This is a genomic window from Synechococcus sp. Cruz-7E5, assembly GCF_024345995.1.
Taxonomy (GTDB): Bacteria; Cyanobacteriota; Cyanobacteriia; order PCC-6307; family Cyanobiaceae; genus Regnicoccus_A.
Genome location: NZ_JAGQCE010000025.1, coordinates 1 through 15,166 on the forward strand (window position 1 = coordinate 1; position 15,166 = coordinate 15,166).

14 protein-coding genes are annotated in these 15,166 nt (G+C 61.6%); 8 read left to right on the plus strand and 6 right to left on the minus strand.

Translation table 11 applies throughout. The annotated features are described in order from the left end of the window. Positions 1-312: 312 nt before the first annotated feature. Positions 313-1,425, plus strand: a complete 1,113-nt coding sequence (locus KBY77_RS16150; RefSeq protein WP_255106725.1) for a hypothetical protein — start codon at positions 313-315, stop codon at positions 1,423-1,425. 4 nt (positions 1,426-1,429) lie between these two features. Here the strand turns inward: KBY77_RS16150 and KBY77_RS16155 are convergent, their stop codons facing one another. Together KBY77_RS16155 and KBY77_RS16160 are read right to left on the minus strand one after the other, a co-directional pair. Then, entirely contained in the window at positions 1,430-1,738 is a 309-nt protein-coding gene (locus tag KBY77_RS16155) for a chaperone modulator CbpM (protein ID WP_255106727.1), read from the minus strand. Then, complete coding sequence (locus KBY77_RS16160) at positions 1,731-2,714, minus strand: DnaJ C-terminal domain-containing protein (RefSeq protein ID WP_255106729.1); 984 nt, start codon at positions 2,712-2,714, stop codon at positions 1,731-1,733. The genes KBY77_RS16155 and KBY77_RS16160 overlap by 8 nt, the downstream gene beginning before the upstream one ends. A 56-nt stretch (positions 2,715-2,770) precedes the next feature. Between KBY77_RS16160 and KBY77_RS16165 the strand changes: the two genes are divergently transcribed. From KBY77_RS16165 to KBY77_RS16175, 3 genes are all read left to right on the plus strand, one after another. Continuing rightward, complete coding sequence (locus KBY77_RS16165; RefSeq protein WP_255106731.1) at positions 2,771-4,504, plus strand: cisplatin damage response ATP-dependent DNA ligase; 1,734 nt, start codon at positions 2,771-2,773, stop codon at positions 4,502-4,504. A 413-nt stretch (positions 4,505-4,917) separates the two neighbouring features. Then, entirely contained in the window at positions 4,918-5,586 is a 669-nt protein-coding gene (locus tag KBY77_RS16170; protein ID WP_255106733.1) for a hypothetical protein, read from the plus strand. A gap of 282 nt (positions 5,587-5,868) precedes the next feature. Continuing rightward, the gene (locus KBY77_RS16175; RefSeq protein ID WP_255106734.1) at positions 5,869-7,890 is read left to right on the plus strand and encodes an FAD-dependent oxidoreductase; all 2,022 of its coding nucleotides are present in this window, start codon (positions 5,869-5,871) and stop codon (positions 7,888-7,890) included. Here the strand turns inward: KBY77_RS16175 and KBY77_RS16180 are convergent. Both KBY77_RS16180 and KBY77_RS16185 read right to left on the minus strand, forming a co-directional pair. Continuing rightward, positions 7,875-8,795, minus strand: coding sequence for a class I SAM-dependent methyltransferase (locus tag KBY77_RS16180; RefSeq protein ID WP_255106736.1), 921 nt, complete (start codon positions 8,793-8,795; stop codon positions 7,875-7,877). The genes KBY77_RS16175 and KBY77_RS16180 overlap by 16 nt on opposite strands. Positions 8,796-8,814: 19 nt before the next feature. Next, a complete protein-coding gene (locus tag KBY77_RS16185; RefSeq protein ID WP_255106738.1) occupies positions 8,815-9,594 on the minus strand; it encodes a glycosyltransferase in 780 nt (259 codons plus the stop codon). Between the two features lie 266 nt (positions 9,595-9,860). Here KBY77_RS16185 and KBY77_RS16190 point away from each other — a divergent pair, with 266 nt between their 5' ends. Then, positions 9,861-10,481, plus strand: coding sequence for a hypothetical protein (locus KBY77_RS16190; protein WP_255106740.1), 621 nt, complete (start codon positions 9,861-9,863; stop codon positions 10,479-10,481). On the opposite strand, the gene KBY77_RS16195 is transcribed toward KBY77_RS16190, so the two are convergent. Further along, positions 10,415-11,542: a glycosyltransferase gene (locus tag KBY77_RS16195; protein ID WP_255106742.1), complete on the minus strand. Its 1,128-nt coding sequence runs from the start codon at positions 11,540-11,542 to the stop codon at positions 10,415-10,417. The genes KBY77_RS16190 and KBY77_RS16195 overlap by 67 nt on opposite strands. A 150-nt stretch (positions 11,543-11,692) precedes the next feature. On the opposite strand from KBY77_RS16195, the gene KBY77_RS16200 reads away from it, so the two are divergent. Next, complete coding sequence (locus KBY77_RS16200; protein ID WP_255106744.1) at positions 11,693-12,862, plus strand: glycosyltransferase family 1 protein; 1,170 nt, start codon at positions 11,693-11,695, stop codon at positions 12,860-12,862. Beyond that, entirely contained in the window at positions 12,859-13,986 is a 1,128-nt protein-coding gene (locus KBY77_RS16205; RefSeq protein WP_255106746.1) for a glycosyltransferase family 4 protein, read from the plus strand. Before KBY77_RS16200 ends, KBY77_RS16205 begins: the two co-directional genes overlap by 4 nt. Positions 13,987-14,131: 145 nt before the next feature. Here the strand turns inward: KBY77_RS16205 and KBY77_RS16210 are convergent, their stop codons facing one another. Continuing rightward, positions 14,132-14,272, minus strand: coding sequence for a hypothetical protein (locus tag KBY77_RS16210; RefSeq protein ID WP_255106748.1), 141 nt, complete (start codon positions 14,270-14,272; stop codon positions 14,132-14,134). 258 nt (positions 14,273-14,530) lie between these two features. Here KBY77_RS16210 and KBY77_RS16215 point away from each other — a divergent pair, with 258 nt between their 5' ends. Then, a complete protein-coding gene (locus tag KBY77_RS16215) occupies positions 14,531-14,680 on the plus strand; it encodes a hypothetical protein (protein ID WP_255106750.1) in 150 nt (49 codons plus the stop codon). Positions 14,681-15,166: the final 486 nt, after the last annotated feature.

A 15,166-nucleotide genomic window follows, 5' to 3' on the forward strand; every position in this document is an offset into this window, starting at 1 on the left:
ATGGGCAGTTTTTGGCACCCGAAAGGGTGAAATCAGGCCAAGCCAACCTCAGATCCGCCAAAAATTGTTCATTCCGAGCAAATTGCATCCTTGGCCCTTCTTTCAGGGCTCGTTGCCCAGAGGCTCCTTAGCTGGCTTACAGATGAGGAGTCATGAGCAGGAGATAGTCAAGGCGCTTCATCGGCACAAGAAAACATGCATCATAGCTCAACGAGCATTAGCTTCAGCATCCTACAGGCTGGTCTTTGCTTGTTCTGGGGGCCGCTGTCCTAGGATCATTTTGATTAACCAACTTCCCGGCTTATCTCCTCCATGCTGCACGTTGACATCCCCACCCGCGCCGAGATCGAAGCGCTGATGCTCAATCACGGCCCGGCACGGGTCAGCCTGGTCCTGCCGACCACACCACTGACCCAGGAGGCCCAGGCCGACCGCATCGCCCTGAAAAATCTTGCTGGCGAGGCCATCGAGCAGCTCGCGGCCCACGACAAGCGCGAGGTTCTGGCGATTGAGGAGCTGCTGCACGACCTCATCGACGACGATGACTTCTGGGAGGTCCAGGCCAACAGCCTCGCCGTCTTCGTTTCGCCGGAAGGCCTCCGCAGCTTCCGTCTGCCAAACCACCTCAAGCCAGCCGTGGAGGTGAGCGACCGCTTCCATGTTCAGCCCCTGCTGCGAACGGTCACCGTGCCCCAGTCGGCCTTCGTGCTGGCCCTGGCCCAGAACAGTGTGCGGCTGGTGGGTGTCTCCTCCGACCTCCCGGCCGTCGAGCTCAAGCTGCAGGGAATGCCGAAGGATGTGGCAGGCGCGGCTCGGAAGGCTTCGATCAAGGACCGCTCGCCCAGCGGTCGCCTCCAGGGCTCCGAAGGCATGAAGGTCCGCCAGGCGCAGTACGCCCGCAAGATCGACCATGCCCTGCGGGGTCTGCTGATGGGCCGGGAAACCCCACTGATCCTGGCCGCCACAGAACCGATGCAATCGATCTACCGCGAGATTCAGTCGTATCCCCACCTCGCGCGTCCCGCAATCCTGCACAACCCTGAGGTCCAGAGCGATGCCGATCTCGCGGCAAGTGCCCGCACCATCCTCGATGAGCTGTTCCGGGATGAATTGGCGGAGATCCAGTCGCTGTACAAGTTGCGCTCCAACCAGGGTCGGACCACATCCGATCTCGCCCAGGCGGCACGTGCCGCCACCTACGGCGCGGTTCAACTGCTGCTGATCGACATCGACGATGTGACCCCCGGCACGATCGACGACGACGGGGGTGTGACCTTCGCCGACAGTCCCAGCGCCAAGAGTTACGGCCTCGTCGATGAAATCGCCAGCCGTGCCCTGGTCACTGGTGCGAAGGTGATGGGTGTGCGCAAGGGCGACATCCCTGGTGAGGCCAGCCTGGCAGCGATCCTGCGCTATCCGCTCTGAGGCCTCAACGGGGCAGCAGACACTCCAGTTCCCGCAACCGATGCTCCAGGGCCTCGATCTTCTCGAGGTAAGTGAGAGCCAGGGCCATGCCTGGAGGGTTGAGCCCGAAGGAATCCCGAAGCTTCACCATCCGCCGCGCCTGGTGGACCGCACGGGACTGGAAACACCAGCCCGTGGCGGTCTCGCTGATCTCGAACAGGCCGAACTCCACCAGCTCCACCAGCTCGTCGTGGGCCAGGCCCGAGGCAGCCAGAAGCTCTGCCGACTCCACCAGACTGTCGGAGTCCACAGGGATCAGGAGATCGTCAGCCATGGGTCGACTCTCCACTGTATTGAGGACGGGGTTGGAAGGATGACGCCTTCGCCAGCTCACGATAGAGCTCCTGTTCACCTTCACTGATCTCCGTGGGCATCACGATCTGCAGCACCCCATAGAGATCGCCGGCTCCCTCGCCCCGCTTCGGCAGCCCCTTACCGGCCAGCCGCAATTTCTGGCCAGCCTGCGCGCCTGGTTTCACCGTCACCCGCACGCGGCCATCGAGGCTGGGCAGCTCGATCTGAGCGCCGAGGGCCGCCTCCCAGGGGGTCACAGGCAACTCCAGGTAGAGGTCATGGCCCACCGGCCGGAACAGCTTGTGCGGCAGCACCTGGATCTGCACATACACATCGCCATCGGGGCCTCCACCGCTGCCGGGGCCGCCGCGCCCCGGAATGCGCAGCCGCTCCCCGTCGGTCACGCCCATGGGAATCCGAATGCGCACGCTGCCGCCGGGCCGCTCCAGGGTCACCTGGGTGCCGCGTGAGACCTCCTCGAGGGTCAGCCGGGCCACGGCCTCCACGTCCTGACCTCGGACCGGGAAGTCCATGCCGCGGGCCTGGCGCCGCTGCTGGGAGGCGCGGAATCCCATCTGCTCGAAGAGCTCGGAGAGATCCACCTCCTGGTGGGCCTGGCCCTGCCAGAAGCGGGTGTCCCAGTCCGGAGGCGGCTGGAAGTCCTCGCCCGGGTGATGGCGGCCGAGTTCGTCATAGGCCTGGCGCTTCTCCGGATCGAAGAGGGTCTGGTAGGCCTCGCTGATCTGCTTGAAGCGCTCCTCGGCACCCGCTTCCTTCGAGATGTCGGGGTGGTACTGACGGGCCAGGCGCCGGTAGGCCTTCTTGATCTCCTCCTCACTTGCTCCCCGCTCGATGCCGAGGGTCTCGTAGTAGTCCTTGAACTTCATCGGGCTGTCGCAGCGGGCGGCCGCTGGGGCCTGCCCCCCATCCTCCCGCGAGCCGCAGGGCGGGAGCAATCAGCTGCAGGGCTTGCCAGGGTGAGGATCGAATCGCTGGAGCCGCCGCCCCGCCCATGCGCGACTTCTGCGCCCTCTACGAGCAGCTTGACCGCAGCCCCGGCACCACTGCCAGGGTGGCGGCTCTTGAGGCCTATCTGGCAGCAGTGGATCCTGCCGATGGGGCCTGGGCCGTGACCCTTCTGCTCGGCAAGCGGCGCAAGCGGCTGATCACCGGCCGGCGGCTGCGGGAGATCGCGCTGGCCGCCTCAGCCCTGCCCGATTGGCTGTTCGACGACTGCCACGCCCAGGTGGGCGACAGTGCCGAGACGATCGCCCTGCTGCTGCCGCAGCTGCAACTGCCCCAGGCCGAGCCGATCGAGCGGCCCCTGGCGGTGTGGATGGGGGAGCGGCTGCCGGCGATCGCGTCGCTGGAGCCCGCTGCCCAGGCCGAGGCCGTGCTCAGCACCTGGGCCTGCCTGCCAGCAGGCCAGGCCTTCCTGTTCAACAAGCTGCTCACCGGCGGGCTGAGGGTGGGGGTGTCCACAGGCCTGGTGACCCGGGCCCTGGCACGGGTGGCCGGACTGGAGGAGGCCGAGATCGCCCAGCGCCTGATGGGGGGCCTTGAGCCCAGCGCCGAAGCCTTCACCGCCCTGCTCGCCCCGGCCCTGGAGGGGGAGGCTGTGCCGGCAAGCCGGCCCTTTCCCTTCTTCCTGGCCAGTCCTCTCGATCCGGCCCAGCTGATTAGCTGGGATCCCAGCCACTGGCGGGCGGAATGGAAGTGGGATGGCATCCGCGGCCAGCTGATCCGCCGCTCCGGCAGCAGCTTTCTCTGGAGCCGGGACGAGGAGCTGGTGAACGAGAGCTTCCCCGAACTGGTGAGCCTGGGGGAAGCCCTGCCGGAGGGCACTGTGCTGGATGGCGAAGTGATCGTCTGGCATCCCGGCGAGGAGCGGCCCCAGGGTTTCGCCGCCCTGCAGCGGCGGCTGGGGCGCAGGAGCGTGGGAGCGAGCCTGCGCCGCCAGTGCCCCATGGCCTTCGTGGCCTACGACCTACTGGAATCAGCCGGCACCGACCGTCGCGACGAACCGCTGCGGCAGCGCCTGGAGCGGTTGGAGGAGCTGCGCGCTGCCGTGATCCACGGCGATCACCCCGAGCGCCAGCGCCTGCGCGGCTCAGCCGCCGTGCCCCTCGGCAGCTGGGAGGTGCTGGAGCAGCAGCGCAGCCGCGCCCGCCTGGTGGGAGCCGAAGGGCTGATGCTCAAGCGGCTGGAGTCGCCCTACCGGTCCGGCCGTCGCCGCGGCGACTGGTGGAAGCACAAGCTCGAGCCGCTCCACCTCGATGCGGTGCTGCTCTATGCCCAGGCTGGCAGCGGCCGCCGAGCCAACCTCTACACCGACTACACCTTCGGCCTCTGGAGCCATCCGCCGGTGGATGCCGACACGAGCGGCTACGCAGCCGGCAAAACAGCCGGCGACACAGTTGGCAAGCCGAACGCTGACGGGAGCGAGCCCCAGCTGATGACTTTCGCCAAGGCCTACTCGGGTCTCGACGATGCAGAGATCGCAGAGCTCGACCGCTGGATCCGCCGTCACACCACCGAGCGTTTTGGGCCGGTGCGGGCGGTGGAGCCACTGCAGGTGTTCGAGCTGGCCTTTGAGGGGCTCCAGCCCTCGAACCGTCACAAAAGCGGCCTTGCGGTGCGTTTCCCGCGCATCTCCCGCTGGCGCCGGGACAAACCGGCGGCGGAAGCTGACAGCCTTTATACCGCGAAGGCACTGCTTGAGGCAATTCAGAATGACACGGTTTGAGCCGCTTGGCGACCGCATCACTGATCAACAATGCCGGCGCTGTGGGGAACATGGCATATCTGTAGATCGATAACGGCCTAGGGTGCCCTATCACCCTGGGAGGTGTAGGCCCGTCATTTAGAGCCAGACCGAGTCGATGCGGTAGACATTGCTCAGCCTCATCAACCTGCTGGCAAACAACAGCGGATCTGGTCGTCTTCTTTGTTCAACACATCAACCATTACGTCAGCGACTGAAGCTCCGAACAATCCTTGCCAATGAAGCCCTACGTCATCTGGTCTCCGGGATATACCGAGAAATCCTGGGGCGTCCGTACTCTGCACCTCCTCTGTCACCTCCTCAATGAGATGGGAGTGCCATCTTGCCTTGAGCTTCCGAGGGGGCGCGAGATACGACTCGACTGGAATACACCTATGGCCACCCGCGATCATGTTCGTGATGGGATCGTGGTCTACCCCGAGATCGTGAAGGGGAATCCACTTGGAGCCAAGCGTGTCGTGCGGTGGCTTCTCAATCGCCCTGGCTACATCATGGGTAATCCGATGAAGGCAGGGCATGACGACTATATTGTCGCCTGGAGCAGGATTCTCGATCCCACGAAACCAATTCTCAATCTGCAGATCTCTGACGACGGATTGTTCAACCCACTGGCTCTACCCAGCAAGGAGGGTGAGCTTGTGTATTTGGGAAAAGGTGATCCAAAGGCTCGACGACCTGAAATTGACAATGGACGAATCGAGGTCACCAAGTCATGGCCCACAACTCATGTTGAGCTAGCCAATCTGCTTCGCCACTCAAAGGTTATCTATAGTTACGACACCCTCTCGGGAGTGAATTACGAGGCAACGTTATGCGGAACCCTATGCGTGATCATCCCAAATGGACCCTACACTAAAGATGACATCGGGCGCGGAGAACTCGGGCTCAACGGAATTGCCTGGGGCACGGACCCATACGAGATTCAGCGTGCGATTCACACTCTTCCCGACGCTTACACAACGTACCTGAAGGTTCTGGAACAGCAAGGAGAAAGTGTCTTGGCATTTGTCCAGGCCACCCAGGAGCGATGGTCAATGCGCTGAACCCGAAGCCGGGTGCTGACATCGAGACCAGCACTGATCTTGCATGGAATGCCTGAGACCGCCTGAACATCAGCAGGTCATCCGCCCCGGAAGTGACCTTGGCTTGTCCGCAATAGTGATCTGGCTGGAATTCCACTTATCTGAAGATCAGGTCATAAAAGACCTCCCAGTGCTCCTGGTTCCTCCCACATAATGTCTATAATCAGTCAGATAATCCCCCAACCATCAATAGCCCACGATTTCCATTGCTGGGGGCTTCGCATCCCATACCAAGCCTTTCCCATGACATTCATTTCCCCCCGCATCCTCCTGGTGGGCGCTGGACGGTTCGGCCGCCATCACCTTGATGAGTGGATCCGCCTTGGTGCAGAAGGGCTGGTGCAGTTTCATGGCGTGGTCGTTCGCGACGAGATCGTGGCTAAAGCTCTTCGCTCGGATCATGGTGTGTCAACCTTTTCAGCCCTGACGGATCAGCTTCTCTCCACCGTCGACGCTGTGGACATCGTCACTCCCCCGACAACCCACTTCGATCTCGTGCGCCAATGCCTTCCCTTCGCCCATGTCCTGGTGGAGAAGCCCATGAGCATCGACGAAGTGGAAGCCGTCGCCCTCAGTGACCTTGCCCGTGAGTCCAATCGGATCCTGATGGTGGGGCACGTCTTCCGGTTCCACTCCGTCGTGGAGGAACTGAAGCGACTGGTCACCACGATTCCAGTCCTGCCTCGCGGAATCAGCGGCACGATGGTGAACCCGGCCGATGAGAAAACTGGGCGAAGCGACGCCTGCCTAGAATTCCTGCACCTATTCGACGTGCTGGATCATCTCTTCGATCTGGAACCCGAAATCATCGTGGGACGCCCCCGTGGTTGTCTCGTGAACGTGAGCCTGCGTTACCCCGGCCCCATGTCGGCTGTGGTCCGTCTCGGATGGGTTGGCGCTCAGAAGAAACGAACTCTGGAACTCCTATACGCCGATCGCCGCATCGAGGCCAATTTGCTGGACAACACCCTTGTGGTGTCGACCCGCAACAATCAGCTCCACAAGACCTTCTTTCTAGGGCCCACTACGGCGCTGGGTCGGGAGCTGAAAACCTTTCTGAGCGTGCTCCGAGACCCGACTCTTCCCTATCCCGACCCGTCAGTGGGCCGTCGTCTGGTCCGCATCGCCCAGGCATCGCGTCCTGCTATTCCAACGGCGCGCCCGCGGATCGCTGTGATCGGAGGAGGGATCTTCGGCATCAGCGCCGCGCTTGAACTGGCCGGTCTCGGTGATGTCACCCTCTTCGAGCGCCACGAAAATCTGCTCACCGAGACCTCCGCATCCAACCAGCGAAGGCACCACTCGGGATTCCACTATCCGCGAAGCTACGACTCCATCGTCGAGATCCAGTCGTCTCGCACGGCGTTTGAAGCCATGTTTGGCTCGGCAATCGACCGCAGCTTTCCCTCCTTTTACTGCACCTCAGCGACAGGGGTGGAGATCCCAGCCGAGCGCTATCTCGCAGCCTGCGAAGGCAACCACCTGGCTTTCACAGTCACAGTTCCCCCCGAGGGGATCGTGGCGCCTCAAAGCGTGAGCCTATGCCTCAGAACGGACGAGGGGATCTATGACGTCAGTCGTCTGAGACGCGTGGCCGGCGCGCGACTGACGGCCCATCCCCACGTGCAATGCGAATTACGGACCGCTGTTATCTCTGGGGTGATCGCCGCCGACGGCACGAAGCGACTTACCGTGGACGGACCGACCAGTACCCGGCAGGACTCGTTCGATTACGTAATCAACGCCACCTACGGAGGCCGAAACCTCATGGCCCGATGGTTCGGTTTTCCCGTAGAGCCGCTGCGCTTCGATCTCTACGAACTGCTCCTGCTGCCACTGCCAATCCCCCAGATCGCGGTCACGGTCATGGACGGACCCTTCACCAGCCTCACTGGCACGGGACGGGATGGAGAATTTCTTCTCTCCCACATCCACGACTCCGTCTCGCGAAGTGTGATTCCCGACGACGGCATGCCCCCGACGTGGACAGGCATAACGAGCAACCGGGACAACATGCTGCGTCACTCATCTCACTACTTCCCCGTCCTGGATGCGGTCACAGAGGTGCGATCCATCTGGATGACCCGGGCCGTCAATGCCTACGCTCGGGACTTCGACGCTCGACCAACAGTGATCTCCGACCACGGCTTCGGCTGCTGGTCGGTGCTTGGGGGAAAGGTGGTGACGGCGGTGTCCAATGCCCGTGAGATCGCCAGCACCATCGCCACGGAACTGGGATGGCCTCAGTATCAGCTCACTTCATGAGGATTCCAGCGCCGATAGTGCTTCCGGTTCCGGAGGGTATCCCGATAGAACCTCTGGTAGAGCCCAAGGAGGGTTCGCCCCAAGGCGGGAGGAAGGGCGGCGTGGAGTTGCCAAAGCCGACGCGCAACGGACTCACCTAGAGAGACATCCTCGGAGGAGGGAACATGGGTAGAGGCATTCCACGCTACCTTGTAGTCACTCTGTTGAGGCACTAGGGCGAGGGGCTCAACGTTCTGGCGCTTCACGGCCTGCACGAAAAGATAAACTGGATGCCTGTTGACCAATCCTCCCCGACTCTGGGCCACAGCCGGGTCCTTCACCGTCCAGACCCCTCGCCGTGTGCTGAGCTCAATCCCCGGATAAGGGTGCTCCACAAGGAGAAGGGTTTCAAGATCAAATCCGTTCGCTCCATGGAACAGGCGAAAGAAAAGTTCGGGGCTGAACTGATAGAAACCATGGCCGCAGTGATTGTTGGCCGGTGTCAAGGAATAGAATCGCCCTCCAATCTTCAACATCCGCATACAGCTCACGATGGCCGTCGGGAAGTTGAAGACATGCTCCAACGTTCCCCCGTCGATCACAGCATCGAACTGTCCCCAGAGGCTCTCAGGTACGGGCTGATTGAGATCGTGAACCAAGGAGGCCCCCTCATAGCCCGAGGCATCGATGGACAGGAGCTCCTCAATCTCCAGGAGCCTGGTGAGAAGGTCATCGGCAATCCCCGTCCATGGCAACATGCCTTCACCCAATTCGGCTCGGGATCGACCCACATTCGCTAGGATGGATTCCAGTTCACGCTCGCAAAGCGATAAGTTCTGGCGACCGAGGGTAGCAGTCCGGGCGAAACAAGCCCCGCCACGCCATGCATCACAGAGCCTGCCCAGAATGAATGCCTCAATGCCCATGACTACCCCCCAAGTCCCTTTAATGTAAAATGGCATTAATGAGTCGAAAGAAATGATAGCCAAAACGAGTGCGAAAATGTTTCTCCAGAAAATAATCTGTAGAATTCCGCAAATGATCTGCCTTCACAGCCACAGCTGAACAGTGGTGGAGCACAGTAAGGCCTGGATGGTAAATCACCCGACCGCCATTTTGAAGAACGCGCAAACACAGCTCCTCATCCTCCTTATAAAGAAAGAAGCGCTCATCAAAGCCTGCCAGCTCGTCATACCAGCGTCTCACAATTAGAAAGGCCGCCCCGGCGACCCACGCTGCCGGGAGAGGGGGTTCCCCACTCCGCTCCCGCCAGAGACTGTTACCTGTCGAGGCAATCAGACGGGCTGACCAACCGCCGATCTCGCCATGGTCCCAGCGCTGCGTTTGGCCGTCGCCGGTTACCAGACGCGGCCCCACTACCTGTGCGCCCAAATCCATAGCAACCTGAATGAGATCGTGGAGTGTGAGAGGATCCAGCAGGCGGACATCCGGGTTAAGGAGAAGAAGGAAACGGGCATCAGCTCCCCTGGCCAGAAGGTTGTGCCCTGCCCCGTATCCCACGTTCGTTCGTCCCTGGTGAAGTTCCAGACGAAGCTCTGGAAAACGGTCCAAGAGACTCCCAAGGTCGTCACCGGAGCCATTGTCGAGTACTGCGACCACGGCACTGAGTCCCTGGGGGCCAAGGGCCGGCACCAGGCTGGTAAGGCATTCGATCAGAAGGTCCAGAGTGCGGTAATTGACGATCTGGATCCGAAGATCGTTCACGGCAGCTCTCCCCGGGGGGACGGATTCCGCGGTTCGCTCCACCGCTCCATGGGATGAGGAGCAGCGCTGTCGGTCGCCACATCCAAGGCCCGGTGATGACCCCAGGCAAAGAAGTCCATGGCCCAGGCCCGCAAGCGGCTGTCCGAATAGGGGCGTCCATCAAGACCCCGAATTCCCTCGAGCCGGGGCTGCCGGGGAAACGGATACCACCGCGCTCCCTCAGCCACAGCGTGGAGGGCGGCCGAGGCCAGAACCCTCTCAATATGATGGCGCGTTCGGTCGTTGACCCGCTCCAGGGCGTAGGGAAGGAGCGACTCCCGAAACAGCCGAGAACAGAAGATCACGAGGACAGTGTCGAGCCATGTGAGGTTGTGGGAGAACGTTCCGACGACACCGAAGTGACGCGGAACAGCACCGAAGACCGCATCAGCATTAGGTACGAATATCCGCCCAGTTACCTTAGCGAAGGCACCAGACTGCCGGAGAAGGACGCTACGCCGAAGTGCGGTATCGAGGATGTCGAGCTCACCGAAACTTCGCCCCCGCTCCTGGGTGTACCCTGTCGTGCGAAACGAAATCAGCTCCACGCGTTTGCCGCGATGGGCATGGCGATCCACTACCTCCTGAAGTGCGTCAAGGGGGTAGCCAGAATTGTCGACGAAGACGATATCTCTTACAGAATGCTGGCGGGTCATCCAGGCAGAGAGCGCTCGAGTGTAATCCCGAAGGCGCAGCTCAGTGTCGAGCCGACCACCCTGCCGCAGAAATTGCTGATGTTCGACCTGAATCGTCGATGTGAGGACCAGGCAAAGCGACGTCTTCACACCCGGCGGAGCCGGTACAGCCTCACCAGCGCCTCCGCCGTTGCCGGCCAGCTCCAGGCCTGAACTCGGGAACGATTGTGACGACCCATCTCCTGTAGAGCCGGACCCGCCTCCACGGCACGAGCCAGGGCATCGCGGAGGCCATCAGGATCGCCGGCTTCGTAGAGGAAGGCCCCCAACTCATCAAGAATCTCTGGAAGGCATCCCAGCCTTGGGGCGATGCAGGGCCGACCGAATGTCATGGCCAGGACGGCGGATCCTGACGTCAGGATCGAGAGGTAGGGAAGAGCCACGATGTCACAAGCCTTCATCAGGATTTCCACTTCATCGGGCGAGAGGAACGACGCATGAACATGGATGGCATCGTCCCCTTCAGCAGAACGGCGCAAGGCAGCTGTCAGGGATGGTTCCACTGCTTCTCCTGCGATCCTGAGCTCACATCCAGGGGCACCGAGGGTCTGGAAAGCCCTCACCATGCTCTCCAGACCTTTGTACGTTCGGATTTGCCCCAGGCAAAGAATGATGATACGGCGATCGTGAACATCAAGAGAAGCACGGGCTTCGCGGCGATCGATTCTATCTGGGTAGGCGTCTGAATAGTTGGGATGAGGCAGAACATGGATGCGATCGAGACGCGTTTCCATCTTGTAGATTGACACAACTTCATCCCGTGCCGCCTCGCACTGGACAATCACAACATCAGTCAGCCTAGTAAATAATCTGGTAAAAAACCGTTCATATCTTGCCAGACGACGCTCGTGGTTAACGAGATTGTGAACGGTCCAGACGATACGAGACCCTGTCCAACGGAGGAGCAGCACCTGCAAGATGAAGAGCCCACCCTTGACAACCGCTCTCCAGCGCGAGTTGGGCTGGAGAGCAGGCAACAGGTAGGGTTGAACAAATTGGAAGTGAACAACATCAGGCCGGTCCCTGAGGGCCTGCCACGCAAAAATGGGCTCCGTAGAAATGGGGATCACACGAAGCCTCATGGCCTCAAGACTCCTCATCAGAAGTCGTCCATAGGGGTTTTTCCCGAGCTGGTCTTCAGGTAAATGCCAAATCACATCTCTAGGATCACGGCACGCATCCACTTTGACGAGGTTTCTGTCTTGTCCTGTCATTTTCAATCTCGCTTGTCTTGATCGTGATCTGAGTGGATAATGATTTGATTTGACTGGACGAGGATTTGACGGCACGGGGCTTCACTCGCGAGGCTATCCGGTCCGATGGACTGGGCAGCGGGAACCCGCCTGATCAGGAGAGCTGAGCGTATGCGCATCGGAATCGACGTGAGTCACTGGAACGACACGAGAGGCTTTGGTCGCTTCACCCGCGAGCTGGTGCGGGCCTTCATGTCCGTCTACGGCCGCGATCATCAGGTGCTGCTCGTGTGTGACGCCCGAACGGCCAACCGGGGCGAGTTCCCCGAGGGCGTTGACCTCAGGGTCGCCCGATCATCCGCTCGCCCGTCATCTACGGCCTGCAGAAGCCCCCTTGAACTCGTGGCCCTGTGGCGCGAAGCCGCACGCTGCCGTGCGGATGTCTTCTTCTTCCCCTCGGCCTCGGCCTTCTACCCGGTTCCCTGCCCAACACCGGTCGTTGTGACCATTCACGATGCCATGACAGAGGAGCATCCCGAGTGGTTCTTCCCGGACGCCCGCTCCCGGGTTTTCTGGCGAATCAAGATGTGGATGGTGAAACACAGGTCGCGGATCATCGTCACTCCTTCCCAGGACGCGTGCAGACGCGTGGCGGAAGCATTCGGCCGGCCTCTCGACGACGTGGTTTGTATCGGGGAGGCTCCTGCAGACTGCTTCGGGGCCGTGCGTGAGGCCAGGGTTGAGACGGCTGTCCGTGAACGCCGAGGAATCCCAATTCTGGCTCGGCTGATCCTCTATGTCGGTGGATTGGATCACCACAAAAATCTGCCCATGCTGCTGCGGGCGCTCGCCCGGATCTCAGTCGACCCACGGACCCCTTGGCAACTCGTCCTCGTGGGCGAGCACCGCTCACGGGCGGCCCAGGTGGCGAAGCGAAAACTCGGGCAGTTCGCAGCGGAATTAGAGATTACCGAGCGGATCACGTGGACTGGGTGGGTGCCTGACGAAGAACTGGCAGTCTTATACAGGACCTCCGCCCTTCTCGTTCTGCCCTCCCACGACGAGGGATTCGGACTTCCGGTCGTCGAGGCCATGGCATGCGGACTCCCAACGGCCGTGAGTTCACGGGGGTCCCTCCCCGAGGTGGCAGGCGACGCGGGGCTGAGTTTTGACCCCGAGGATCCCCAAGACATCGCCGACGTCGTCACCCGTCTCCTGACCGACGATGACCTGCGAAACGAGCTCAGCCGCCGCGGTGTAGCCAGGGCCGGATCTCTGTCTTGGGCGTCCACGGCCCGCCGGCTCATGGCCACTCTGGAAGCAGCTGTAACACCCCCATGAGCAGCCTGCGCATCCTCTTTGCAGGACACAGTCTCGCCCGACCAGCAGGCGGCGGAGAGCTATCAGCCAGCACGCTTCTGTCCGCCCTGGCGAAAGATCACGATGTGGAGGCTCTTTGCGTGGGACCTCGTGCCGACACCTACACGACCCACGACGGGGTCCGGTGTCGCGACGTCGCCGTCGGATGGCGCTCCCCGCCACGGGGGATTCCCTTCCACCTTGCCGCTGCCTGGGTCGAGGCCCGATTCCGTCCCCATCTCGCGAGGCATGTGGCCGTGAACCCACCCGATCTGCTCCTGGCCCAGCAGCCCGCGTGGCTAGCCCCCTTGGACGTGCCCGCGGCCACCAGGGTTGTGGTCTTCCTGCGAAGCCCCCTTTGCTGGGGCCTTGGGGAAGGTAATCCCTCACGATGGAAGCGCGCCTTGAGCCGTCCCTTCGGCTGGGTTCGCTTGCGCCGGGACCGCTCCTTTCTCAAGGCCGCCGATCTCGTGATCGCCAACTCCAACTTCCTGCGCCGCCAGCACCCCTTCCTCACCCAGCTCGACGCCGAAATGGTGCCACCATTTATCGAGCCTCCCGCTCGAGACGCCGCTCTGTCGGGACAAGCGCACGACTGCGTGACATTCGTGGGCCTAGATCGCTGGAAGGGGGCCGCCACATCCCTGCAAGTGGCGAAGGCCTTCCCGGAGCGCCCGTTCCTGTTCCTGGAGGGGGCACGCCCAGCAGCGGGGTGGATCGCGCGCGCCCGACGCCTGGCCAACGTCACCTGCCTTGGGTGGACAACCGACATGGAGGCCGTGTTCGCGCGAACCCGCTTGCTTCTCATGCCGAGCCTGTGGGATGAGCCCTTCGGAAGGCTCCCGGTGGAAGCTGGCTTCCGGGGAATCCCGACGGTGGCCAGTCGGCGCGGTGGACTCCCCGAGTCGGTAGGAGAGGGGGGGCTCCTGGTCGATCCGGAGACGGGACCTGCCCACTGGATTGAGGCGGTGAAGGCACTGGACGATCCGTTGTACTACGAGGCCCTGTCAGCTAGGGCCCGGCGCCACGCTGAAGGATTCCGGCGAGAGGAGACGGTGGTCCTGTTCCGTCGCTTGGTGCGCGAGCGTCTCCAGCTCGAGATCTGAGAGGCACCCACCCCCTCAAAGCCCTCCATTCACTTGCCGCAGCAAGGTGACATCTAGCTGGGCGACTGCGTTGACTCATGACACCTATCACCCGCTTAATTGGGGACTACTGAAAAAATGGAAAGCCCTTGTGCTGCGACTGATTTCAGCAGTTCAGAGCCGTTAGACTGGCCAAATCAGTGAACCCGTATTCGCAGTTAGCGGGGTGCGGCGTTGACGACAGCTGAATCTGCTCAAATGCAGCCAGCGCAGAGTCGAGCATCACCTCGGCGACGAGAAACGCCATCAGATCCTGGCGACCTGCAGTTGGCCTCGATGCTCCGTGCTGTTACCAGCGCAGTCCGTGCCAGAAATGGCCCATCAGGGCGACTACCTGGCCTCCGAGAGCAGCGTCTACCGGGTGCTGCAGGCCCAAGGGCGGGCCAAACGACCCACTGTAAGAGCCCAGGGAAGTGCCCAGATGCCGGGCTGATGGCCCAACTAGCTCTGGAGACGGGACATACCTTCCTGCCCACCACGGTGCGAGGCGTGTGGCTACTTCCACATGGTGATCGACGTCTGGAGCCGCAAGATCGTGGACTGGGATATCGCCGGACGCGAAGATCAAAAGGTGTCTGCGGAGCTGTTGAGCCGGGCCTGCCTGAGAGAGCGGATCAGCCAGCGGCAGCGGCAAAAGCTGGTACTCCATGCCTAAAACGGCAATGCCATGAGTTCCGCGGCGTTGGAGGCCAGGTTGGAGGCCAGGTTGGAGGAACTGGCCTTGCTGCGGTAGCTCTCGCCGCCCAAGCTGTCAGACGACAATCGCTACTCCGAGTCGCTGTTCCGCATAGCCGAGTACCGGAGCGATTTCCCCAGCCGGCCATTCGCCTGACAGGTGGAAGCTTGCCGATGGATCGAGGCGTTCGCGGATCGGTGCAATCACAGGCACAATTAGGGACTCCTGAAAAAGCCAGATCGACTGCGGCGCAACTTGTTTCAGTGATCGAGACCCGATAAACTGGCCTCGAACAGGGCAATTGACGATTGCTACAACTGCTGAACGCTGCAGATGTTCCGAAAACACCATAACGGGCAGCTATCAATCGAGGAGTTCCATGTGCCTTTTGGCGGCACGTTGGACTCGGACAACCGCTGGGTGCTCTTCTCCTCTCTGATGCCATGGGAAGAGCTGGAAGAAGCA